Source organism: Streptomyces sp. NPDC030809 (assembly GCF_055572195.1).
This window is the reverse complement of the sequence record NZ_JBVIDV010000011.1, coordinates 31,706-51,861: the sequence shown is the minus strand read 5'-3', so window position 1 is coordinate 51,861 and position 20,156 is coordinate 31,706. Positions and strand designations below refer to the sequence as shown.

19 protein-coding genes are annotated in these 20,156 nt (G+C 73.3%); 3 read left to right on the top strand and 16 right to left on the bottom strand.

Annotated features, from left to right (window positions below; translation table 11 throughout):
• Nucleotides 1-4 precede the first annotated feature (4 nt).
• From ACZ407_RS16570 to ACZ407_RS16510, 13 genes are all read right to left on the bottom strand, one after another.
• Nucleotides 5-772, bottom strand: a complete 768-nt coding sequence (locus ACZ407_RS16570) for a phosphorylase family protein (protein WP_468128794.1) — start codon at nucleotides 770-772, stop codon at nucleotides 5-7.
• Nucleotides 772-2,823, bottom strand: a complete 2,052-nt coding sequence (shc, locus tag ACZ407_RS16565) for a squalene--hopene cyclase (RefSeq protein ID WP_468128793.1) — start codon at nucleotides 2,821-2,823, stop codon at nucleotides 772-774. Before shc ends, ACZ407_RS16570 begins: the two co-directional genes overlap by 1 nt.
• A 110-nt stretch (nucleotides 2,824-2,933) precedes the next feature.
• A complete protein-coding gene (locus ACZ407_RS16560) occupies nucleotides 2,934-4,091 on the bottom strand; it encodes a polyprenyl synthetase family protein (RefSeq protein WP_468128792.1) in 1,158 nt (385 codons plus the stop codon).
• Nucleotides 4,088-5,488, bottom strand: a complete 1,401-nt coding sequence (gene hpnE, locus ACZ407_RS16555) for a hydroxysqualene dehydroxylase HpnE (protein WP_468128791.1) — start codon at nucleotides 5,486-5,488, stop codon at nucleotides 4,088-4,090. The genes ACZ407_RS16560 and hpnE overlap by 4 nt, the downstream gene beginning before the upstream one ends.
• A 163-nt stretch (nucleotides 5,489-5,651) precedes the next feature.
• The gene (gene hpnD / locus ACZ407_RS16550; protein WP_468128790.1) at nucleotides 5,652-6,614 is read right to left on the bottom strand and encodes a presqualene diphosphate synthase HpnD; all 963 of its coding nucleotides are present in this window, start codon (nucleotides 6,612-6,614) and stop codon (nucleotides 5,652-5,654) included.
• Nucleotides 6,611-7,522, bottom strand: coding sequence for a squalene synthase HpnC (gene hpnC / locus ACZ407_RS16545; RefSeq protein WP_468128789.1), 912 nt, complete (start codon nucleotides 7,520-7,522; stop codon nucleotides 6,611-6,613). Before hpnC ends, hpnD begins: the two co-directional genes overlap by 4 nt.
• 332 nt (nucleotides 7,523-7,854) lie before the next feature.
• Nucleotides 7,855-8,667 carry an ABC transporter ATP-binding protein gene (locus tag ACZ407_RS16540; RefSeq protein ID WP_468128788.1) on the bottom strand — a complete coding sequence of 271 codons (813 nt, stop codon included), beginning with the start codon at nucleotides 8,665-8,667 and terminating at the stop codon, nucleotides 7,855-7,857.
• Nucleotides 8,660-9,589: an ABC transporter permease gene (locus ACZ407_RS16535; protein ID WP_468128787.1), complete on the bottom strand. Its 930-nt coding sequence runs from the start codon at nucleotides 9,587-9,589 to the stop codon at nucleotides 8,660-8,662. The genes ACZ407_RS16540 and ACZ407_RS16535 overlap by 8 nt, the downstream gene beginning before the upstream one ends.
• A 110-nt stretch (nucleotides 9,590-9,699) precedes the next feature.
• A complete protein-coding gene (locus ACZ407_RS16530; protein ID WP_468128933.1) occupies nucleotides 9,700-10,548 on the bottom strand; it encodes a glycosyltransferase family 2 protein in 849 nt (282 codons plus the stop codon).
• A 35-nt stretch (nucleotides 10,549-10,583) separates the two neighbouring features.
• Nucleotides 10,584-11,363, bottom strand: a complete 780-nt coding sequence (locus ACZ407_RS16525) for a CDP-alcohol phosphatidyltransferase family protein (RefSeq protein WP_468128786.1) — start codon at nucleotides 11,361-11,363, stop codon at nucleotides 10,584-10,586.
• The gene (locus ACZ407_RS16520; RefSeq protein ID WP_468128785.1) at nucleotides 11,341-12,402 is read right to left on the bottom strand and encodes an iron-containing alcohol dehydrogenase family protein; all 1,062 of its coding nucleotides are present in this window, start codon (nucleotides 12,400-12,402) and stop codon (nucleotides 11,341-11,343) included. The genes ACZ407_RS16525 and ACZ407_RS16520 overlap by 23 nt, the downstream gene beginning before the upstream one ends.
• The gene (locus ACZ407_RS16515; RefSeq protein WP_468128784.1) at nucleotides 12,390-13,142 is read right to left on the bottom strand and encodes a phosphocholine cytidylyltransferase family protein; all 753 of its coding nucleotides are present in this window, start codon (nucleotides 13,140-13,142) and stop codon (nucleotides 12,390-12,392) included. The genes ACZ407_RS16520 and ACZ407_RS16515 overlap by 13 nt, the downstream gene beginning before the upstream one ends.
• The gene (locus tag ACZ407_RS16510) at nucleotides 13,139-14,911 is read right to left on the bottom strand and encodes a DUF5941 domain-containing protein (protein WP_468128932.1); all 1,773 of its coding nucleotides are present in this window, start codon (nucleotides 14,909-14,911) and stop codon (nucleotides 13,139-13,141) included. The genes ACZ407_RS16515 and ACZ407_RS16510 overlap by 4 nt, the downstream gene beginning before the upstream one ends.
• A gap of 416 nt (nucleotides 14,912-15,327) precedes the next feature.
• Here ACZ407_RS16510 and ACZ407_RS16505 point away from each other — a divergent pair, with 416 nt between their 5' ends.
• Entirely contained in the window at nucleotides 15,328-16,575 is a 1,248-nt protein-coding gene (locus ACZ407_RS16505) for a GNAT family N-acetyltransferase (RefSeq protein WP_468128783.1), read from the top strand.
• Nucleotides 16,576-16,710: 135 nt separating this feature from the next.
• Nucleotides 16,711-17,313 carry an isopentenyl-diphosphate Delta-isomerase gene (idi, locus tag ACZ407_RS16500; RefSeq protein ID WP_468128782.1) on the top strand — a complete coding sequence of 201 codons (603 nt, stop codon included), beginning with the start codon at nucleotides 16,711-16,713 and terminating at the stop codon, nucleotides 17,311-17,313.
• Nucleotides 17,314-17,323: 10 nt separating this feature from the next.
• On the opposite strand, the gene ACZ407_RS16495 is transcribed toward idi, so the two are convergent.
• A complete protein-coding gene (locus ACZ407_RS16495; RefSeq protein WP_468128931.1) occupies nucleotides 17,324-17,782 on the bottom strand; it encodes an ATP-binding protein in 459 nt (152 codons plus the stop codon).
• Nucleotides 17,783-17,912: 130 nt separating this feature from the next.
• Complete coding sequence (locus ACZ407_RS16490; RefSeq protein WP_468128781.1) at nucleotides 17,913-18,605, bottom strand: HdeD family acid-resistance protein; 693 nt, start codon at nucleotides 18,603-18,605, stop codon at nucleotides 17,913-17,915.
• 76 nt (nucleotides 18,606-18,681) lie between these two features.
• Between ACZ407_RS16490 and ACZ407_RS16485 the strand changes: the two genes are divergently transcribed.
• The gene (locus tag ACZ407_RS16485) at nucleotides 18,682-19,434 is read left to right on the top strand and encodes an enoyl-CoA hydratase/isomerase family protein (protein ID WP_468128780.1); all 753 of its coding nucleotides are present in this window, start codon (nucleotides 18,682-18,684) and stop codon (nucleotides 19,432-19,434) included.
• On the opposite strand, the gene ACZ407_RS16480 is transcribed toward ACZ407_RS16485, so the two are convergent.
• A complete protein-coding gene (locus ACZ407_RS16480) occupies nucleotides 19,424-20,059 on the bottom strand; it encodes a DJ-1/PfpI family protein (protein ID WP_468128779.1) in 636 nt (211 codons plus the stop codon). The genes ACZ407_RS16485 and ACZ407_RS16480 overlap by 11 nt on opposite strands.
• Nucleotides 20,060-20,156 lie beyond the last annotated feature (97 nt).

The window sequence follows — 20,156 nt, the reverse complement described above, 5'->3', positions numbered from 1 at the left end:
TGGCTCACCTCCTGGGGAGCAGCAAAGAACGGTGCCAGTCGAAGAAAGCAGGTAGGACGGCACGAAGGACGCGGAAGGCCGATATTCCACCGCGTACCGTGCCGATTCGGACGAGCTCATGCTCCGGAGCGTCCACGATCACCCGGACGGCCGCAACCGGGCGGCGCCCGGCCCCCGGCCCGGTCCCGGACCCGGTCCCGGCGTCGGATCCGGATCCGGAACCCGGACCGGAGGCCGAGGCGGTCCACAGCGTGGCCGCCGATTCCATGTCCACGGCCACCGCCCCGCTCGCGCGCAGCGCCGCCCGTTCGGATCCGCGTACGACGTGGTCGGAGCCGATGAGCGGGCCGGTGTGGACGGTCCGGCCCGGTACGGCGCGGGCCACCGCCTCGGCGAGCGGCCCGGTCCCGGTGCAGGCGGTGGTGCCCCGGGGGTCCCGGGTCTCCTCCGCCACCACCAGGTCCCCGGGGTGCATCCCGGGGACGAGTCCGGCGCAGAAGCCGGTGGCGAGCACGGCCGCGTCCCGCAGCCGCGGGTCGCCGAGGGTGCGGCGCACCGCGGCGTCGGCGGCCTCGGGTCCCATGCCGGTCCGCAGCAGGGTGTAGCCGTCCGGGGCGCCGTGCCGGCCGCCGCTGCGCAGCGCGAACCGCTCGATGCCGAGGGCGCAGGCGATCACCAGCGCGGCCCCGGGCCCACCGGCGTGCGCAACGCCCGAGTCCGGGCCCGGATGCGCACCCGCACCCGCCGCCTCCCTGCCCCGCCCGGTGTCCATCAGGGCCCCTCTCCCCCGCCGGCCCGGACCCCCGCGGGTCCGCCGGCAGCGCCCGCGAAGGGCTCTCCGTACAGGTAGCGGCCCAGGGCGGTGAGCGGGAACACCTGCCGGTAGAGGTGGTAGTTGATGGAGAAGTCCCAGGGGAAGCCGGTCCCGGTGAAGTGCGGCTCGTCCCAGCTGCCGTCCGCCCGCTGGGTGCCGGTGAGGTAGCCGATGCCGCGGGCCACGGCCTTGCCCTCGCGCTCGCCCGCCGCGAGGAGGGCGAGCAGCGCCCAGGCGGTCTGCGAGGGGGTGGAGGCGCCCCGCCCGGCCCAGCCCGCCGGGTCCCGGTAGGAGCGCTGGTCCTCGCCCCACCCCCCGTCCTCATTCTGTACGGACTCCAGCCAGGCCACGGCCCGCCGGACCGCCGGATGGGAGGGCGGGATCCCCGCGGCGGTGAGGGCGGGCACCACCGAGCCGGTCCCGTACACGTAGTTGGTGCCCCAGCGGCCGAACCAGGCCCCGGTGGGCTCCTGTTCGGCGAGGAGCCAGTCGACTCCGCGCCGGGTGCGCGGGTCGGCGGCCCGCCCCTCGGCGGCCAGCATCTCGACCACGTGCGCGGTGACGTCGGCCGAGGGCGGGTCGATGACCTCGCCGAAGTCGCAGAACGGCAGCCGGTTGGGCAGCGGGCTGGTGTTGTCGGCGTCGAAGGCCCCCCAGGCTCCGTTGCGGGACTGCATGCCGAGGGTCCAGGAGACCCCGCGGGCGATGGCGGCGTCGAGCCGGGGCCGGTCGGGGTGGTCGATGCGGCGCAGGGCGAGGACGACCTCGGCGGTGTCGTCGATGTCGGGGTAGGTGTCGTTGTGGAACTCGAAGGCCCAGCCGCCGGGGGCGAGCCCGGGCCGCCGTACCGACCAGTCCCCGGGCCGCCGGATCTCCTCGGCGAGCATCCAGTCGGCGGCCTTCACCAGCGCCGGGTGGTCGGCCGGTACGCCGGCGTCGACGAGGGCGATGGCGGCGAGGCAGGTGTCCCAGACGGGCGACTGGCAGGCCTCGATCATGCGGGCCCCGTCCTCGCGCCAGACGGCGAACCGGTCGAGCGACTCCAGGCCCGCGCGCATCACGGGGTGCCCGAGGTCGTAGCCGAGCAGGTGGAGGGCGATCAGGGAGTACACGGCGGGGGGCTGGATCCCGCCCCAGCAGCCGTCGTTCTCCTGCCGTTCGACGATCCAGCGGGCGGCGGCGTTCATGGCGGCCCGGCGCAGCGGGCGGGGGGCGACCCGGTGGTAGAGGTGCAGGGCCCGGTCGAGCCGCTGGAAGGCGCCGTCCCAGCTGAGGGCGCGGGCGAGGGGCCGGCGCGGGTTGGGGCGGCGGGCGTCGGTGTGCAGCTCGTCGAGGGCGAAGGGGGCCGGGCGGACGGGGCGCAGGGCCGAGACGATGGTGAGCGGCACGATGGTCTGCCGGGCCCAGCAGCCGAAGTCGTAGATGTTGAGCGGTACCCAGGAGGGCAGGAAGATCAGCTCGGGCGGGACCTCGGGGAGGTCCTCCCAGCGCCACCAGCCGAAGAGGGCGAGCCAGATCCGGGTGAACACGCGGGCGGCCGCGATGCCGCCGTGGGCGCGGATCCAGGCGGAGGCCCGGGACATGTGGGGGGCGTCGGGGGGGTCCCCGGCGAGGCGGAGGGCGACGTAGGCCTCGATGGTGGCGGAGAGTTCGGGGGGCCCGCCGTGGAAGGTGGCCCAGGTGCCGTCGGGCCGCTGTTCGCCGCGGATGTGGAGGGCGGCGGCCCGGGTGAGGGCCTCGTCCCCGATCCCGAGGAACTGGCGCAGCAGCAGGTCCTCGGCGTCCATGGTGACGTTGGTTTCGAGGTCGCCCTTCCACCAGCCGGCCGCGTCCTGCCGCGCCAGCAGCCGGTGGGCGGCCCGCGCCACGGCCTCTTCCACGGCCGCGTCGGCCGGCGGGGGCTGCGGCCCGTCCCGGCCCGCCGGGGCGGCCGCCTCCCGGCGTGCCGTGCCGTTCGCCGCGTCCGCGTCGGGCGCAGACCCGCCGCTTCCGTCGGTCGTCGCTGTCATGCCTTCCCCTTCCCGCAGTGTCCTCTGCTTGCTGGGGTCCGACGTCGGCCGGCGGCTGCTCGTGAGGCAGGCCGCCGGCCGGCGACGCGCGATTCATCTCCGAACGGTGATCATCTCTTGCGGACGACGACAAAGTCCGCAAGCGCCACGAGCTGATCGCGGACGGTCTGCGGCATGTCGACCTCGTCGAGCGCCTGTACGGCAACGGTGTGCTGACGGCGGGCCTCCTCCTCGGTCCACCGGCGGCCGCCGGCCTCCTCGATGAGGGCGGCGCGCGCGGCGAACTCCTCCTCGGAGAAGTTCTCGAAGTCGGCGCTCTGCGCGTCGGCGGCGAGCAGGGCGCCGAGCCGCTCGGAGGCCGGTCCGCCCGCGGCGAGCGCGGCGACGACCGGCAGGGACTTCTTGCGCTGGCGCAGGTCGCTCCAGGTCTGCTTGCCGGTGGACTCGGGGTCGCCCCAGATGCCGAGCAGGTCGTCCACCGCCTGGAAGGCGAGGCCGAGGTGGTAGCCGTACTCCTCCAGCTTGTCGGCCGTGCGGTCGTCGGCGCCGCCGAGCACCGCGCCGATGGAAACGGCGCAGGCCAGCAGGGCGCCGGTCTTGTTGCCCTCCATCTCCAGGCACTCTTCGACGCTGACCCGCTCGCGGTGCTCGTACGAGATGTCCTGGGCCTGGCCGTCGATGAGCTTGCGGGTGGCCGCGGTCAGGCGGCGGGTGGCGCGGCCCGCCTCCACGGTGCCCATCTCCAGCAGGAGTTCGTTGGCGAGCGCGAAGAGGGCGTCACCGACGAGGATGGCCTGGGCCGGGCCGTGCACCTTCCACACGGTGTCCCGGTGGCGGCGCTGCTCGTCGCCGTCCATCAGGTCGTCGTGCAGCAGGGAGAAGTTGTGGACGAGCTCCACGGCGACCGCGCCGGGGATGCCGGTCTCGGCGGGGACCCCGGCGGCCTCGGCGGAGAGCAGGGCGAGCGCGGGCCGGACGGCCTTGCCGCTGTCGGCGTCGGTGGGGTTGCCCTCGGCGTCGATCCAGCCGAAGTGGTAGGCGGCGACGGTGTCCATGGGGGGTGCGAGGCGGGCGACCGCCGCGCGGAGTACGGGAGTCGACAGGGTGCGGCCGCGCTCCAGGAGCGCGAGCGTGTCTGCCTGCCGGCTGCCGCCGGCGCCTGCGGCGGGTGCCGCGGGCGCGGTGTCCGCCGGATTGTCGACAGCCGGGTTCACTGGCTCTCCTCTGGTTCCTGTACGTACCGTCGTGCGGGTGGTGCTGATCGTCATGCCGGCCTCCTGCCGGGGGTCTCCCCGGCGAAGCCGGGGAGCGGGTCTGTGCGGGGGCGGCCGAGGCCGGCGAGCGCGGCGTGTGCCGCGGTCAGTCCGCTGCGGACGGCGCCTTCCATGGTCGCGGGCCAGCCGGTGGCGGTCCATGCTCCGGCCAGGAAGAGACCGGGGGCGTGGGTGCGGGCGGGCGGGCGCAGCCGGCCCACCCCGGGGGTGGGGGCGAAGGTGGCGGTGCGCTCCCGGGTCACGAAGAAGTCGCGCACCTTGGCCCCGCGGGCGGCGGGGAGCAGCCGTTCCAGTTCGGGCAGGTACTTGGCGCGCAGGACGGAGACGGGTTCGTCGATGTCGTCCTGGGCGGCGGACTGGGAGAGGGCGAGGTACTGGCCGCCGTCGGTGAGCCCGGAGCTGTCGGTGCGGTCGAAGACCCACTGGACGGGGGTGCCGAGGGCGGCGAAGAAGGGCCGGCGGAGCACCTTGCGGTCGTAGACCACGTGCACGTTGAGGATGGGTGCGGTGCCGATGTCGAGGAGGGTGTCCGGGTCGTCGAGGGCGCCGTGCGGGAGCAGTCCGTGGGCCTCGCGCTGGGGTACGGCGAGGATGACGGTGCCGGCGTCCAGCGGGCCGCTGTCGGTGGTGACGCGCCAGCCGCCGTCGGGGGTGCGGGTGATCGAGCCGGCCCGGGAGCGGGTCTCGGTGTGCACGCCGGCCGCGTCGAGGGCCTTGCGGGCGAGGGTGTCGTGGAGTTCGCCGAGGGGTACGCGGGCCCAGCCGATGTCTGCGGCTCCGGGTTCGGAGAGCAGGCCGGTCTTGAAGACCATGGCGGCGAGTCCGAGGGAGGAGTGCTCGGCGGTGGCGTTGAGGGTGGCGATGCCGACGAGGTCCCAGAGGGCTTCGATGGTGCGCGGGGACTGGCCGTAGCGGCCGAGCCAGGTGGCGAAGTCCACTCCGTCGAGGGCCGGGTCGGCCGGGTCGAGGGCGCGCAGCGCGAGGGCGGCGCGGCCGACGGCGGCGCGTTCGGCGAGCGAGAGGTGCGGGTAGCGGGCCAGGGACGCGGCAAGGTGCAGCGGTACGGGCAGGGCGGCGCGGCGGAGCCGGCCGAGACGGGGGCCCTTGGGGTGGGCCACGTCGAGGACGGGCACGTCGAGCCGGTCCTGGAGCGGGGCGAGGGCGGTGCCGTCCACGCGGTCGAGGAACCACCGGTAGGCGGTGCAGCAGCGCAGGTACACGTGCTGGCCGTTGTCGACGGTGAGGTCCCCGCGCTTGAAGGAGAACGCCAGTCCGCCCAGCCGGGGGCGGCCTTCGAGCAGGGTGACGGAGAGTCCGGCGTCGGCGAGTTCGAGGGCTGCGGTCACGCCTGCGAGACCGCCGCCGACGACCACCGCGTGCTGCGTGGTCATGCGCCCTCCTGGGGTACCGGGCCCGTCCGCTCGGCTCGCGCGGCCGTCGCCTTGAGGGACGCGGCCGCGGCCCGCGGGGTTGCGTACCGGTTCCGCTGGTTCGTCTCTTCTGCCGGTGTTGTCCGTACGGGTGCCGTCCGTACGGGTGTTGCCGCTGTTCTCATCAGACCCGCCTCCTGGCCGCCTGGCGCGAGATGGTCCGCGCGTCGAGCCCCGACAGGCCGCGCACGGCGACGTACGCCTTCTCCCGCACGGGCAGCGAGACGCGTCCGCGCAGGACCGCCTCCGGCTCGCGTTCGATGCGGTCGAGCAGGCGGCGGTAGATCCCGGCCATCGCGGCCACGCACGCGCCGCTGCGCCGGTCGAGCATCGGCAGCAGCCGGTACCCCTCGGCGAACAGGGCCCGGGCGCGCCGTACTTCGTGGTGGACGAGACCCGCGAAGTCCGAGCCGGCCGGGGCCCGGCCCGCGCGGGATTCGCCGAGCCAGTCGGTGGAGCAGCCGAACTTGGCGAGGTCCTCGGCGGGCAGGTAGGTCCGGCCGTTTCCGGCATCTTCCCGGACGTCCCGGAGGATATTGGTCAGTTGGAGCGCGAGACCCAGTGTGTCGGCGTACTCGGGGGCGTGCGCGGCGTCGCGCGCGCCGGGTGCGGTGCCGAACACGCCCAGGGAGAGGCGTCCGATGGCACCGGCGACGCACCGGCAGTAGGCCTTGAGGTCGTCCCAGGTCTCGTACGTCTCCCCGCGGACGTCCATGAGGACCCCCTCGATGAGCTCGTCGAGCCCACCGAGCGGGATCGGGAAGCGGCCGGCCGCGTGCGCGAGGGCGACCGCGACCGGGTCGGTGTCGTCCTCGTCGATCCCGCCGTCGCGGATCCGGCCGAGCAGGCTTCGGGTCTCCTCCAGCCGGACCAGCTTGGCCTCGGGGGGCAGGGCGCCGTCGCCGATGTCGTCGACGCGCCGGGAGAAGGCGTACAGGGCGGACATCGCCTGCCGCTTCTCGGCGGGGAGCAGGCGGATGCCGTACGCGAAGTTGCGCGCCTGCGCTCCGGTGACGGCCTCGCAGTAGCTGTAGGCCGCGAGTACGGGAGCGGACACGTGCGGTTGGCCCTCCACTGTCGGGCTCACCCCTCTCTCGGCGCAGTGCGCAGAACGGCGCCCACCTCGCGGAGCAGGCCGGTCTTGGTGGGTTTGGGCGGGCCGGGTGCGACGTCGAACCCGGCCCGCTCGATGGCCTTCAGGGCCGCGCGGCCGCCGCCCGCGAAGCCGGCGAGCAGCAGCCGGAGCCGGCCGCGGACGCTGCCGACGAGCGGCAGGCCTTCGTCGATCAGGGCGCGGGCGCGGTCGGCTTCGAACGCGATGAGGGCCCGTACGGAGGACCCGGCGGCGGGGGCCTTCAGGTCGGCCTCGGTGACGTGGAAGCGGCGCATGTCCTCGGCGGGGAGGTAGATCCGGTCCCGGCCGAGGTCTTCGGTGACGTCCTGGAGGTGTTCGACGATCTGGAGGGCGGTGCAGATCATGTCGGAGCGGCGGACCCGTTCGGGGCTGCTGGTGCCGGTGATGGAGAGCACCAGGCGGCCGACGGGGTTCGCGGACAGCTCGCAGTAGGCGAGCAGCTCCTCGTAGGTCTCGTAGCGGCGGACCCGCTGGTCCTGCCGGTTGGCCTCGATGAGCCCGAGGAAGGGCTCGGGGGTCAGCGCGTACGCGGAGACCACGGGCTGCAGGGCGCGCAGCAGGGGGTGGCGGGGGGCACCGTGGAAGACCCGGCCGAGGTCGGTCTCGAAGGCGTCGAGCATGGCGAGGCGGTCGTCGGCGGAGGAGGCGGGGAGGCCGAGGTACTCGGCGTCGCGGCCGCCGGGGGCGAGGTCGCCGTCGCCGATGTCGTCGACGAGGCGGGCGTACCCGTAGACGGCGGTCAGGCCGGCGCGCCAGGCCTGCGGGACGAAGAAGGGGGCCACGGGGAAGTTCTCGTCGGCTGCCTTGCCGAGGGTGGCCTGGGCGTGGTCTTCGGGCCGGGTGCCGGGTGCCGGCGTCACCGGCCGCCGCCCGCGGCGGGGACGGCTCGAGCCCGGAGGGGCAGGAGAATTCCCGTAGCCATTGCCGTCACATCTCCCGTTCTACACTGCCGACCCAATACATCCTATTTCGGACACGCCGCCGGTCCGCCCCGGGAAGGTGTGCCCTCTCACCTGCGGGGAATCGTCCCCACTTGCCGCGATTCAGCACCGGTACAGCTTACGTTGTACAACGCGAAGCGGCCCCACCGGGTGTACGGCCCGTTACGTGATGTCGCGGCGTTCCCCGGCGCAGCACGGGACCCCCGCCGCGGTGCGGCGGGGGTCCCGTGAGGGGCGCGGGGGCCGTTGCCCTAGCGGCTGGTTTCCTTCTCGTACGCCTTCACGACCTCTTCGGTGGGGCCGTCCATCAGCAGCTCGCCCTTCTCCAGCCACAGGACGCGGTCGCAGGTGTCCCTGATCGACTTGTTGCTGTGGCTGACGAGGAAGACCGTGCCGGCCTCCTTGCGGAGCTCGCGGATGCGCTCCTCGGAGCGGATCTGGAAGCGCCGGTCACCGGTGGCGAGCGCCTCGTCGATCATCAGCACGTCGTGGTTCTTCGCCGCGGCGATCGAGAAGCGCAGGCGGGCGGCCATGCCGGAGGAGTAGGTCCGCATCGGCAGGGTGATGAAGTCGCCCTTCTCGTTGATGCCCGAGAAGTCCACGATGCCCTGGTAGCGCTCCTTGATCTCCTCGCGGGACATGCCCATCGCGAGGCCGCCGAGCATCACGTTGCGCTCGCCGGTCAGGTCGTTCATCAGGGCCGCGTTGACGCCGAGCAGCGAGGGCTGGCCGTCGGTGTAGACCTTGCCGGACTCGCAGGGCAGCAGGCCCGCGATGGCGCGCAGCAGGGTGGACTTGCCGGAGCCGTTGGAGCCGATCAGGCCGATGGCCTCGCCGCGGTAGGCGGTGAAGGAGACGCCGCGCACCGCGTGCACCTTGCGGACGCCGGGCTGCTCGCCCTTGCGGCGGAGTATCTTGCTGAGCGCCGCCGTGGCGCTGCCCTTGCCGCCGCCGCCCGCGTTGACGCGGTAGACGATGTGCACGTCGTCGGCGATCACCGTGGGGATGCGCGCGCCGTCCGGCGTGTGGTTGGGGTTGGGGTTGGGGGTGAGTCCGTCAGCCACGGCCGTAGCGCTCCTCAGCCTTCCAGAAGTACACGAAGCCGCCGAGGCCGATGACCACGGCCCAGCCCACCGCGAACGCCCAGACGTGCGGCGGCAGGAAGGAGGAGTCGTACTTGTCGATCAGGGCGAACCGGATGAGGTCCATGTAGATGGCGGCGGGGTTCCACTGCAGGACGTCCGCGACCCAGGCCGGCGCCTCCTTCAGGTACACGCCGATGGAGAACATGACGCCCGAGGCGTACATCCACGTACGCATGACGAACGGCATCAGCTGGGCGAGGTCCGGGGTCTTCGCGCCCATGCGGGCCATCACCATGGCGAGGCCGGTGTTGAAGACGAACTGGAGGAACAGCGCCGGGATCACCAGCAGCCAGGAGAGCTTCGGGTAGTTGCCGAAGCCCACGGCGACGATGAAGACCACGATCATCGAGTACAGCAGCTGCTGGAGCTGCTGGAGCGAGAACGAGATCGGCAGGGCGGCGCGCGGGAAGTGCAGGGCGCGGACCAGGCCGAGGTTCCCGGAGATCGCCCGGACGCCGGCCATCACCGAGCTCTGCGTGAAGGTGAACACGAAGATGCCCATGACCAGGAACGGGATGTAGGTGTCCTGGTCCATGCCGCGGCCGGCCTTCAGGATCAGCCCGAAGATCAGGTAGTAGACCAGCGCGTTGAGCAGCGGGGTGGCCACCTGCCAGATCTGGCCGAGCTTGGCCTGGCTGTACTGCGCCACCAGCTTGGCCGAGGAGAAGGCCAGGATGAAGTGGCGGCGGCTCCACAGCTGCCGCACGTACTCGACGAGCCCGGGTCGGGCACCGCTCACCGACAGGCCGTACTTCGCGGCGAGCTCCGCCGGGGTCAGCCCCTCGTCGGGAGACGGCGGCTTGCTCGTGGCGAGGGCGCCGTCGTGGGTTGTGTCACTCACAAGTTGAAACTTTCGTCTTCAAGATGCGCAGCAAGGGCGGACATCGGGCTCTGGGCCCCGGCCCCGGGAGGGTACCCGGAGTACGGGACATGCTCCCAGAGGCGAGCTTGTCAGATGACGGGCGGGCGGCCCAGCCGGGTCAGCCGCCACACGGTGCGCCACTTCATGGGGCGCCGGGGCCCGCAGGGAGTGGCCCAGCCTTCGCGGAAGCCGCCGAACCAGGCCTTGAGCGCGGCGGCCGAGGGCCTGCGCGCCAGGGTCAGCAGGGTCCAGACGCCGACGTAGACCGGGACCAGGGGGGCCGGCAGGTTGCGCCGGGCCAGCCAGACCCGGTTGCGGGCCACGTTGTGGTGGTAGCTCGCGTGCCGGGAGGGCGCGGTCGTCGGGTGGTGCAGCACCATGTCGGCGCGGTAGTCGATCTGCCAGCCCGCGTCGAGGGCCCGCCAGGCGAGGTCGGTCTCCTCGTGGGCGTAGAAGAACTCGTCCGGGAGGCCGCCGACCTGCTGGAAGACGGTGGTGCGCACGGCGTTGGCGCCGCCGAGGAAGGTGGTGACCCGGGAGGAGCGCATCGGGTCGGAGGCGCGCAGCCGGGGCACGTGGCGGCGGGCGGTGACCCCGGTGTCCGGGTCGGCGATGCGGAAGCTGACGATGCCCAGCTCCGGGTCCTCCGCGAAGGCCTGCCGGCACAGCTCGGCGGTGTCGGTGCGGGGCAGCAGCCCGTCGTCGTCGAGGAACAGCAGGACGTCCACGTCGCGGCCGCCGGGGCCGAAGGCCTCGATGCCGGCGTTGCGGCCCCCGGGGATGCCGAGGTTCTCCGGCAGGTCGAGGGTGCGTACGCCCTCGGGGACCAGGCCGGTGACCTTGACCCCCTGGCCGACCACGACCACCTCGACCGGGTCGCCCTCCTGGCGGGCGACCGAGTCGAGCAGGGCCTGGAGGTCGTCGGGGCGGTTGCCCATGGTGATGATCACCGCGCCGACGCGCAGCGGGGCGCTCACCGCAGCCTGCTCGAGACGAGGATGGACACCAGGTGCAGCACCGTCTGGAGGAGCGCGATGCCGGCGAGCACGGCGACCCCGAGGCGGGAGAAGTACAGGTCGCCGCGGACGTGGTCCAAGACGGCCAGCAGCAGGATGAGCAGCGAGGCCTCGATGCCGAGGACCAGCCGGTGGAACTTGAACGCGGCGGCGGCCCGGCGGGCCAGGGCCATGCCGGAGGAGCGCGGTTCGGCGGCGGACTCCTGCACGGGCGGCAGGCCGCCCTGGTGGCGGGCGACGCCGACGAGGTCGGTCTCCGCCTTGATCAGGATGGCGCCGAGCGCGGCGAGGGTGCCGAGGAAGGCCCACAGCCAGTCGATGCGGCCGCCGCCCCACAGGTCGGCGGCGCGCAGGCCGAAGCCGACGAGGACGGCCGCGTCGCACAGGTAGGCGCCGACCCGGTCCAGGTACACGCCGGAGAGCGAGTACTGCTGCTTCCAGCGGGCGACCTCGCCGTCGACGCAGTCGAGCAGCAGGTACATCTGGACCATCACGACGCCGAGGACGGCACCCCAGACGCCCGGCACCAGCAGGGCCGGGGCGGCGAGGACGCCGAACAGGGTCATCAGGTACGTCAGCTGGTTGGGCGTGACCTTGGTGCCCACCAGGACGCGGGTGATGCGCAGGGAGATCTCGCGCATGTAGAGGCGGCCGCCCCAGTGCTCCCCGCTGCGCCGGTCCTTGACCCCGGCGGGGTGCACGACCGGGCGGAGCTCAGCTACGGATGGTCTGGGCATAGTCGGAGTAGGCGTCCCTGATCTCGGCTGCGGACAGGTTGAGGTGCTCCAGGATGGTGAAGCGTCCCGGGCGGGTCTGCGGGGCGTACTCGACGGCCTTGACGAACTCGTCCACGCTGAACCCGATCTCCTCGGGCAGCACGGGCAGTCCGTGGCCGCGCAGCACCTCGGCGAAGAGCCCGGACTGCTCCGTGGCGCCGCGCAGGTGCATCGCGAAGGCGGCGCCGAGGCCGACCTGCTCGCCGTGGAGGGCGGAGCGCCCCGGGTAGAGCAGGTCGAAGGCGTGGCTGATCTCGTGGCAGGCGCCGGACGAGGGGCGGCTGTCGCCGCTGATCGACATGGCGATGCCGGAGAGCACGAGGGCCTCGGACAGGACCGTGAGGAACTCGTCGTCGCCGACGCCGCCGGGGTGGCGCAGCACGGACTCGCCGGCGGTGCGGGCCATGGCGGCGGCGAGGCCGTCGACGGCCTCGCCGGTCAGCCGGTGGGAGAGCTCCCAGTCGGCGATGGCCGAGATGTTGGAGATCGCGTCGCCGATGCCGGCGCGGATGAACCGCACCGGGGCGTCCTTGATCACATCGAGGTCGATCACCATGGCGATCGGCGTGGGGACGCCGTAGGAGCCCCGGCCGTTGTCGTTGTCGAGGATCGACACCGGCGAGCAGATGCCGTCGTGCGACAGGTTGGTGGCGACGGCCACCATGGGCAGGCCGACCCGCGCCGCGGCGTACTTCGCCACGTCGATGATCTTCCCGCCGCCGAGGCCGACGACGGCGTCGTAGCGGCGGCCCTTTATGTCGTCGGCCAGCTTGACCGCGGAGTCGATCGTCCCGTCGACCACCGGGTACCAGTCGGCGTGCGGGAGCACGGGCTCCAGCTTGGCGCGCAGCGCCTGGCCGGACCCCCCGCTGATCGCGATCGCCAGCTTGCCGGACGCGGAGATGCGCTGGTCGGCCAGGAGGCCGGCCAGGTCGTCCATCGCCCCGCCGCTGATGTCGACGACGACCGGCGAGGGGATCAGCCTCGTCAGTACTGGCATGCGATCTTCCGGCCCTTGGCGAGGTCGTCGTGGTTGTCGATCTCGACCCACTGGACGTCGCCGATGGGGGCCACGTCGATCGTGAAGCCGTCGTTGACGAGCTGCTGGTAGCCGTCCTCGTAGTAGAGGTCGGGGTCGCGCTCGAAGGTGGTCTTGAGGGCCTCGGCCAGCTGCTCGGCGGCCTCGGGCTCGATCAGGGTGACGCCGATGTACTCGCCGGTCGCGGTGGCGGGGTCCATCAGCTTCGTGATCTTCTGCACGCCCTGCCCGTCGGCGGTGATGACCTTCATCTCCTCGTCGGCCAGGTTCTTGACCGTGTCGAGGGCGAGGATGATCTTCTGGCCGTTGCCGCGGGCGGCGAGCAGGGTCTTCTCGACGGAGACCGGGTGCACGGTGTCGCCGTTGGCGAGGATGACGCCCTTCTTCAGGACCTCGCGGGCGCACCACAGGGAGTAGGCGTTGTTCCACTCCTCGGCCTTGTCGTTGTCGATGAGCGTGATCGACAGGCCGTACTTGGCCTCCAGCGCGGCCTTGCGCTCGTACACGGCCTCCTTGCGGTAGCCGACGACGATCGCGACCTCGGTGAGGCCGACCTCGGCGAAGTTGCCCAGGGTCAGGTCGAGGACCGTGAGGCTCTCCTCCTGGCCCTCGGGGCCGACCGGCACGAGGGCCTTGGGGAGGGTGTCGGTGTAGGGACGCAGGCGGCGTCCGGCACCGGCAGCGAGTACAAGGCCGATCATGCTGGTTCTCCTTCGTCATGTACGGCGGGTGCTCCGGAGGAGACCCAGAAGCGGATGCTCTCGGCGAGCACCACGAGTGCCACGAACGCGGCCAGGGCCGTGAGCGCGACGGGGAAGTCGTTGCGTGCGAGGACGACCGCCAGGACCGCGGTGAGCAGCACCCGGCCTTCGTGGCCGCCGGTGGTCCGCACCAGCCAGTGCGGGGGCGCGCCGGTGCCGCCGCGGATGCGGTACACCGTGTCGTAGTGATGGTAGGCGACCGCCGCCACCAGGCCGAATGCCGCGGGGAGCGCCCCGGGGACGTCCGCCTTGACCGCCAGGACCAGCACCGCCGTGTACTCGGCGGCCCGGAACAGCGGCGGGACCAGCCAGTCCAGGGGGCCGGCGGGCGGGCGGGCGGCCGTGAGGCCGGCGAGCAGGACGTAGCCCGCCGCGAAGGGCAGCAGGCGGGCGTCGCCGAAGGGCGCGGACAGGACGCCGGTGAGGATCACGGCGGTCCCGAGGACGGCCCAGACGAGGGCGGGCAGCCGCATCCACCGGGTCGCGCGGGACACGAGCTCGGCGAGCGGCCCGCTGTCGGTGAGGTCCACGAGGGCCTGCACGGCCCGGGGGGTGCGCTCGGCCCTGCGGGTCACCGAGCGCAGCACCCGGCCCGCCGTGGTGTACAGCGCGCCGAAGGCGCAGCCCGCCAGGAGGGCGTAGAAGGTGATGCGGGGGGTGGTCGCGGCGGTGAGGACCGCGATCATCGCCCAGCGCTCGCCGATCGGCAGGATGATCATCCGGCGTACCCAGACCGTCCAGCCGACGCTGTCGAGGCGTCCGGACAGGGCGGCGGTGGGGCTGGTGTTGGCCGTGGCGTCGTGGTTGGCCTCGTTGAAGGCGAAGTCCACGACGTGCCGGCTGGTCATGAGGATCATCGAGCCGAGGGCGAGGGCCCAGACGTCGTCCCCGCCGCGCGCCGCGCCGAGCGCGAGGCCGGCGTAGAAGGAGTACTCCTTGGCCCGGTCGAAGGTGGCGTCGAGCCAGGCGCCCATCGTCGAGTACTTGAGTGCGTAGCGGGCGAGCTGCCCGTCGGTGCAGTCGAGCACGAAGGAGACGATCAGCAGCACGCCGGCGGTGATGTAGCCGGCCCGCTCGCCGGTGGCCGCGCAGCCGGCCGCGACCAGCGCGGTGAGCAGCGAGGCGGTGGTGACCTGGTTGGGGGTCAGTCCGCGGCGGGCGCACCAGCGCGCGATGTAGCGCGAGTACGGGCTGATGAAGAAGGTGGTGAAGAAGCCGTCGCGGGACTTGACGGCGGTGCGCAGGCGGACCGCCTCGTCGTCCACGGCGGCGACGGCCGCCTCGGCGGCGGTGCGCGCTTCGGGGACCTCGGGCACCTGTGCCACCAGCGTGCCCAGCTCGGGCCGCTGTACGGGGGCTCCGCCGGACTCCAGGGCGGCGGCGAGCCGGTCCGGGAGGTTGGCGGCGAGCGGGTCGGGTTCGGCGGCGGCCTCGGCCAGCCGGGCGCGCAGCGGGGCCTGCACCCCGAGGGCGCCGGGGATGGCGCAGGCGTCGAAGCGCGGGTCGGTCAGCGCCAGGCGCAGGGCGTGGGTGTGCCCGACGAAGCGGCTGTCCACGAGGGCGACCCGCTCGTCGGCGGGCAGCGCGGACAGCACGTGGCCGGCGTCCCACGGAGCGGGGGCGCGCCGCACCTCGAATCCGAGGGAGCGCAGTTCGCCTTCGAGCGGCGATCCGGGGACCGGCGGGCCGGTGAGGATGGCGGTCGGCAGACGAACTCACTCCTTGGGACAAGTGCGGAAGCGGGCCCCGCGCGGGGGCGGCGGCACGTCCGGCAGAGGCTATCGGATGAATGGAAGGGCCCGTTCATCACCCGTTCACGCCCCGATAAGCCCATGAATGCGGGGCTCGGAGCCGGTCCGCCGGGCCGTGATCATCATGGTGGAGATCCCCTTCCGGCGACAAACCGCCCGGTGTTAGGCTGCCTCAGGGACATCCGAGGTCCCCCAGTGCGCGTGTGCGCCCCGAACGCCTTGAAGGAGGTGGGTTGATGACCGTCGCAGTGTCCGCTGCCGTGTGCGGCGACGAGCGGTTCATCCCCACGTTCCGGGCGTCCGGCCGGGTCTGATCGCGCCTTCTGCGCGCTGATCGCGCCGCGGTCCGGAGCCCCTCCATCCAAGGGTTCACGTTGACCGACAGCACTTTCTTCGAGGCATTTCTCACTCTCCACCGCGGGCTGCCCCGCCAGGGTCCGGGTTCCGACGCCACGACCCGGCGGCTGCTCTCCCTCGCCGGACCGCTGCCCGAGCGGCCGCGGGTCCTGGACCTGGGCTGCGGCCCGGGCCGCAGTGCCCTCCTCCTCGCCGCCGAGGCGGGGGCCGAGGTGACCGCCGTCGACCTGCACCAGGGCTTCCTGGACGAGCTGGCCGCGGCCGCGCGGGCGCGGGGGCTGGCCGGGCGGGTGCACCCGGTGCGCGCGGACATGCGCGCGCTCCCCTTCCCGGACGGTTCGTTCGACCTGGTCTGGGCGGAGAGCTCCGTGTTCGTCGTCGGCTTCGACACCGCGCTGCGGGAGTGGAAGCGGCTGCTGGCACCCGGGGGCACCCTCGTGCTCACCGAGTGCGTGTGGACCACCGGCGAGCCCTCCGGGGAGGCCCGCGCCTTCTGGGAGGAGCACTACACCCTGCGCTCCGACGCGCAGAACGCGGCGGCCGCCGAGGCGGCCGGCTACCGGGTCCTGGGGGTGCACCCGCAGCCCGAGGGCGACTGGGAGGAGTACTACGGGCCGCTGGCCGGCCGGGCCGCGGCGGCGGACCTGTCCCTGCCGTGGATGGCCGAGGCCGTCGAGGGGGCCCGCCGGGAGATCGCACTGCGCCGCGAGCACGGCGCGGAGTACGGCTACAGCGGGTACGTCCTGCGGCCCGCCGGGCCGGAGGGCTGGGCGGTGCGCGAGGAGCGGCCGGCCGACCGGGCGGCGGTGCACGCGGTGCACGCGGCCGCGTTCCCGACCCCGTACGAGGCGGATCTCGTGGACGCGCTGCGGGCGGACGAGGCCTGGGTACCGGGCCTGTCGTACGTGGCGCAGGCCCCGGACGGGTCGGTCGCGGCGCACGCGCTGGTGACCCGCTGCCATGTCGGGGGCGAGCCGGCCCTGGCGCTGGCTCCGGTGGCCACGGCCCCCGGGCACCAGCGCACGGGGGCGGGCGCGGCCGTGGTGCGGGCGGTGCTGGAGGCCGTACGCCGCCGGGGCGAGCCGCTGGTGCTGGTGCTCGGGCACCCGGAGTACTACCCGAGGTTCGGATTCGAGCCGGCCGCCCCGTACGGGATCACGCTGCCGTTCGAGGCGCCGGAGGAGGCGAACATGGTCCTCGTCCTCGACGGTTCGGTGCCGGTGCCTTCGGGCATGATCCGTTATCCGGCGCCGTTCGGGGTCTGAGCCCGCAGGTGCCGCATGTCTGCCCCCCGGCACATAGCACGTGCCGGGGGGCAGACATGCGCGGATCACCGAAGTGCGGACAAGCCGGTTTTGTGCGGCAGACTGAAGGCCGTAGTCCGAAGCGAAGGATGGTTCATGCCGATCACATCAGCCACCGCCGCCACCGGTGCGTCCCAGGACGCCGGCACCGACGCCGAGCCGATCATGCTCGAACTGGTCGACGAGGCGGGCAACACCATCGGCACCGCGGAGAAGCTCTCCGCGCACCAGGCCCCCGGCCGGCTGCACCGGGCGTTCTCCGTGTTCCTCTTCGACGAGGAGGGGCGGCTGCTGCTCCAGCAGCGGGCGCTGGGGAAGTACCACTCCCCCGGGGTCTGGTCGAACACGTGCTGCGGGCACCCGTACCCCGGGGAGTCCCCGTTCGCGGCCGCGGCCCGGCGCACGTACGAGGAGCTGGGGCTGTCGCCCTCGCTGCTCGCGGAGGCGGGCACGGTCCGCTACAACCATCCCGACCCGGCGTCCGGGCTGGTGGAGCAGGAGTACAACCACCTGTTCGTGGGACTCGCGCAGGCCGAGGTGAAGGCGGACCCGACGGAGGTCGGCGACACCGCGTTCGTGACCCCCGAGGAGCTGGCCAAGCGGCACGGGGCCGACCCGTTCTCGGCGTGGTTCATGACGGTGCTCGACGCGGCGCGGCCGGCGATCCGCGAGCTGACCGGGGACGCCGCGGGCTGGTAGCCCGTACGGGTCACCGGGCGGTCTGGCGCGGGACGAGCGGCAGGGCCGCCCAGATGACCTTGCCGCCGCCCGCCGTGTGCTCGACGTCGCAGACCCCGCCCGACTCCAGGGTGATCTCGCGGACGAGCAGCAGCCCGCGGCCGCCGGTCTGCCCGAAGTCGGCCTCCAGGGCCTTGGGGCGGTACGGGTGGTTGTCCTCGACGGCCACCCGCACCCACTCCCGGCCGATGGCCACCTCGACCGCGACCTCGGGCGAGAGCAGGGCCGCGTGCCGTACGGAGTTGGTGACCAGCTCCGAAACGATCAGCAGCAGGGAGTACGCGGTGTCCCCGCCCGCGGGGACACCCTGCCGGCCCAGCAGATCGCGGACGGCCCGGCGGGCCTGCGGAACGGATTCTTCTACTGCAGGTGCCGTGAACCTCCAGACACCGTCGTAGACGGGTGGTTCACTCGGGGGCGCTGCTTCCATGTCCCGGCCCCCGTCTTCACGCTCGATCGTCTCCACAGGTCAAGGGTGGGGAGGCGGCCGGGACCGGCCGGGACGCTGACAAGAAGTCAGCACTAATCGGACGCATTTTGACCGGTGGCGTATGACAGCGTCAGTTGTTCGACTGCTCCTGATCTTCTCGGCCGCCCTTCCCCTCCGCATCCCCGACCAGGCCGAGGATCCGGCGCGCCCCCATGCCCAGGCCGACCAGGCTCAGCCCGTCGAAGAGCAGGGCGAGGGAGAAGAACGTGCCGATCACGTACTGGCTGCTGCCGGGCCACCCGGCCAGGACGAGCACACCCAGCAGCACCCCGAAGGCGCCCTGCACCAGGGCCAGCCCCAGGTTCGGGCCGCGCACCACCAGGGCCCCGGCCAGCCGGAACACCCCGCCGGTGAGGAAGAGCAGCGCCGCGAACATGGTGAGCGCCTCGGCGCTGGCCTCCGGGCGGCGCAGGATCACGAACCCGGCGGCGAGGTTGATCGCCGCGACGATCACCGCCAGCCAGAAGTAGCTGCTCTTGCGGGACTGGAAGGCCTGCAAGAGGCCCACCACCCCGCCGACCAGCAGCAGCCAGCCGAAGAGGAACATCGAGGTGAGGGTGGCGAACCCGGTGTAGACGAGGCCCACCAGGCCGGCGAGTACGAGGATGACCCCGAGCGCGGCCAGCAGGCCGAAGCTCCGGCTGAGCTTCCGGCGGCCCCGGTCGGCCTCCCGCGCCTGCGGGTCCTGCGGATCCAGTGGATCCCGGCTGCCGTCGCGGCCCTGCCGGTCCCATTCCTGCGCCCCGGTTCGGTCAGCGGGCATGAGCGCTCCTTCTCCAGCGCCCCCCTGCCGGACTCCCTTGATCATAGGATCGGGCGGCCGGGATAGCATCCGGCGCATGGACGCTCAGCTGCAGTACGGCGTGGACGGCGCGGTGGCCACCGTCGTCATCTCGCACCCGGCCAAGCGCAACGCCATGACCACGGACATGTGGCGGGCCCTGCCGGAACTGCTCGGCACGCTGGCCGCCGACCCCGCCGTCCGGGCCCTCGTGCTCACCGGGGCCGGGGACACCTTCTGCGCGGGGGCGGACATCTCCACGCTGCGCGGTCCGGCCGCTGCCGAGGACCCGCAGGCCCTGGCGGTGGCCGCCGAGGAGGCGCTCGCCGCCTTTCCCCTGCCCACGCTCGCCGCGATCCGCGGCTTCTGCGTCGGCGGGGGCTGCCAGCTGGCGGCCGCCTGCGACCTCCGCTTCGCGGAGGAGGGCGCGTCCTTCGGGGTGACCCCGGCGAAGCTCGGCATCGTGTACCCGGCCTCCTCGACCCGCCGGCTGGCCTCGCTCGTGGGGCCCGCGGCTGCCAAGTACCTTCTGTTCTCGGCCGAGTTGGTCGACGCCGAGCGGGCGCTGCGCACCGGGCTCGTGGACGAGGTGCTGCCCGCGGGCCAACTGGACAAGCGGGTGGCGGAGTTCACCCGGATCCTGACCTCGCGGTCCCGGCTGACCCAGGCCGCCGCCAAGGAGTTCGCGGACGGGCGCACCGGGCGCGAGGAGTACTGGGCCGGGCAGCAGCGGGCGGGCGGCGACACCGCGGAGGGGGTCGCCGCCTTCCTGGAGCGCCGTACGCCCCGGTTCACCTGGCCTATGCCATGATCACCGAGGCCTGGGCCCGCAGCTCCTCGACCAGGTCGGCGGGGGCCTTCTCCGGCGAGCCCGCGTCGTAGGGCGGCTGCGGGTCGTACTCGGTCAGCAGCTGCACCGTCTGGGCCGCCCGGTCCCCGGCGATCCGGCCGAGCAGGGTGAGGCCCATGTCGATGCCGGAGGAGACCCCGGCGGCGGTCACGTACTTGCCGTCGGTGACCACGCGTTCGCCGGTGGGCCGGGCCCCGTAGCCCGCCAGCGCGTCCAGGGCCAGCCAGTGCGAGGTGGCCCGGCGGCCCTCCAGCAGGCCGGCCGCGCCGAGGAGCAGGGAGCCGGTGCACACCGAGGTGGTCCAGGTGCTGCCGGCGTCCGCGGCGCGCAGCCAGTCGAGCACCTCCTTGTTCCCGGTCTGCGCGTGCGCGACGGGGCTGCCCGGCACGATGAGGATGTCGGGGCCGGGGACCTCGTCGAGGGACCGCTCGGCGATCAGGCTCAGCTGCCCGGAGTCGTTGCGGACGGGGCCGGGGGTCTGGGCCACGAACACCGTCTCGGCGCCGGGGAGCCGGCCGAGGGTGTCGAAGGGGCCGATGGCGTCGAGCGCGGTGACGCGGTCGTAGAGCAGGATCGCGATCTGCACGGGTGTCCTCCGGAGTACGGGTGGGTGTGAGGGTGCGGGTGGGTGCCCGTGGGGGCGTGGTGCGTCGGTGGCGTACGGGTGCCGCCGGGGGGTACGG

Bases quoted from the DNA above. Each gene is read 5' to 3' on its own strand.
- ACZ407_RS16570 (WP_468128794.1), bottom strand. From the start codon at position 772: ATGGACACCGGGCGGGGCAGGGAGGCGGCGGGTGCGGGTGCGCATCCG.
- shc (WP_468128793.1), bottom strand. From the start codon at position 2,823: ATGACAGCGACGACCGACGGAAGCGGCGGGTCTGCGCCCGACGCGGAC.
- ACZ407_RS16560 (WP_468128792.1), bottom strand. From the start codon at position 4,091: ATGACGATCAGCACCACCCGCACGACGGTACGTACAGGAACCAGAGGA.
- hpnE (WP_468128791.1), bottom strand. From the start codon at position 5,488: ATGACCACGCAGCACGCGGTGGTCGTCGGCGGCGGTCTCGCAGGCGTG.
- ACZ407_RS16530 (WP_468128933.1), bottom strand. From the start codon at position 10,548: ATGGGCAACCGCCCCGACGACCTCCAGGCCCTGCTCGACTCGGTCGCC.
- ACZ407_RS16525 (WP_468128786.1), bottom strand. From the start codon at position 11,363: ATGCCCAGACCATCCGTAGCTGAGCTCCGCCCGGTCGTGCACCCCGCC.
- ACZ407_RS16520 (WP_468128785.1), bottom strand. From the start codon at position 12,402: ATGCCAGTACTGACGAGGCTGATCCCCTCGCCGGTCGTCGTCGACATC.
- ACZ407_RS16515 (WP_468128784.1), bottom strand. From the start codon at position 13,142: ATGATCGGCCTTGTACTCGCTGCCGGTGCCGGACGCCGCCTGCGTCCC.
- idi (WP_468128782.1), top strand. From the start codon at position 16,711: ATGCCGATCACATCAGCCACCGCCGCCACCGGTGCGTCCCAGGACGCC.
- ACZ407_RS16495 (WP_468128931.1), bottom strand. From the start codon at position 17,782: ATGGAAGCAGCGCCCCCGAGTGAACCACCCGTCTACGACGGTGTCTGG.
- ACZ407_RS16490 (WP_468128781.1), bottom strand. From the start codon at position 18,605: ATGCCCGCTGACCGAACCGGGGCGCAGGAATGGGACCGGCAGGGCCGC.
- ACZ407_RS16485 (WP_468128780.1), top strand. From the start codon at position 18,682: ATGGACGCTCAGCTGCAGTACGGCGTGGACGGCGCGGTGGCCACCGTC.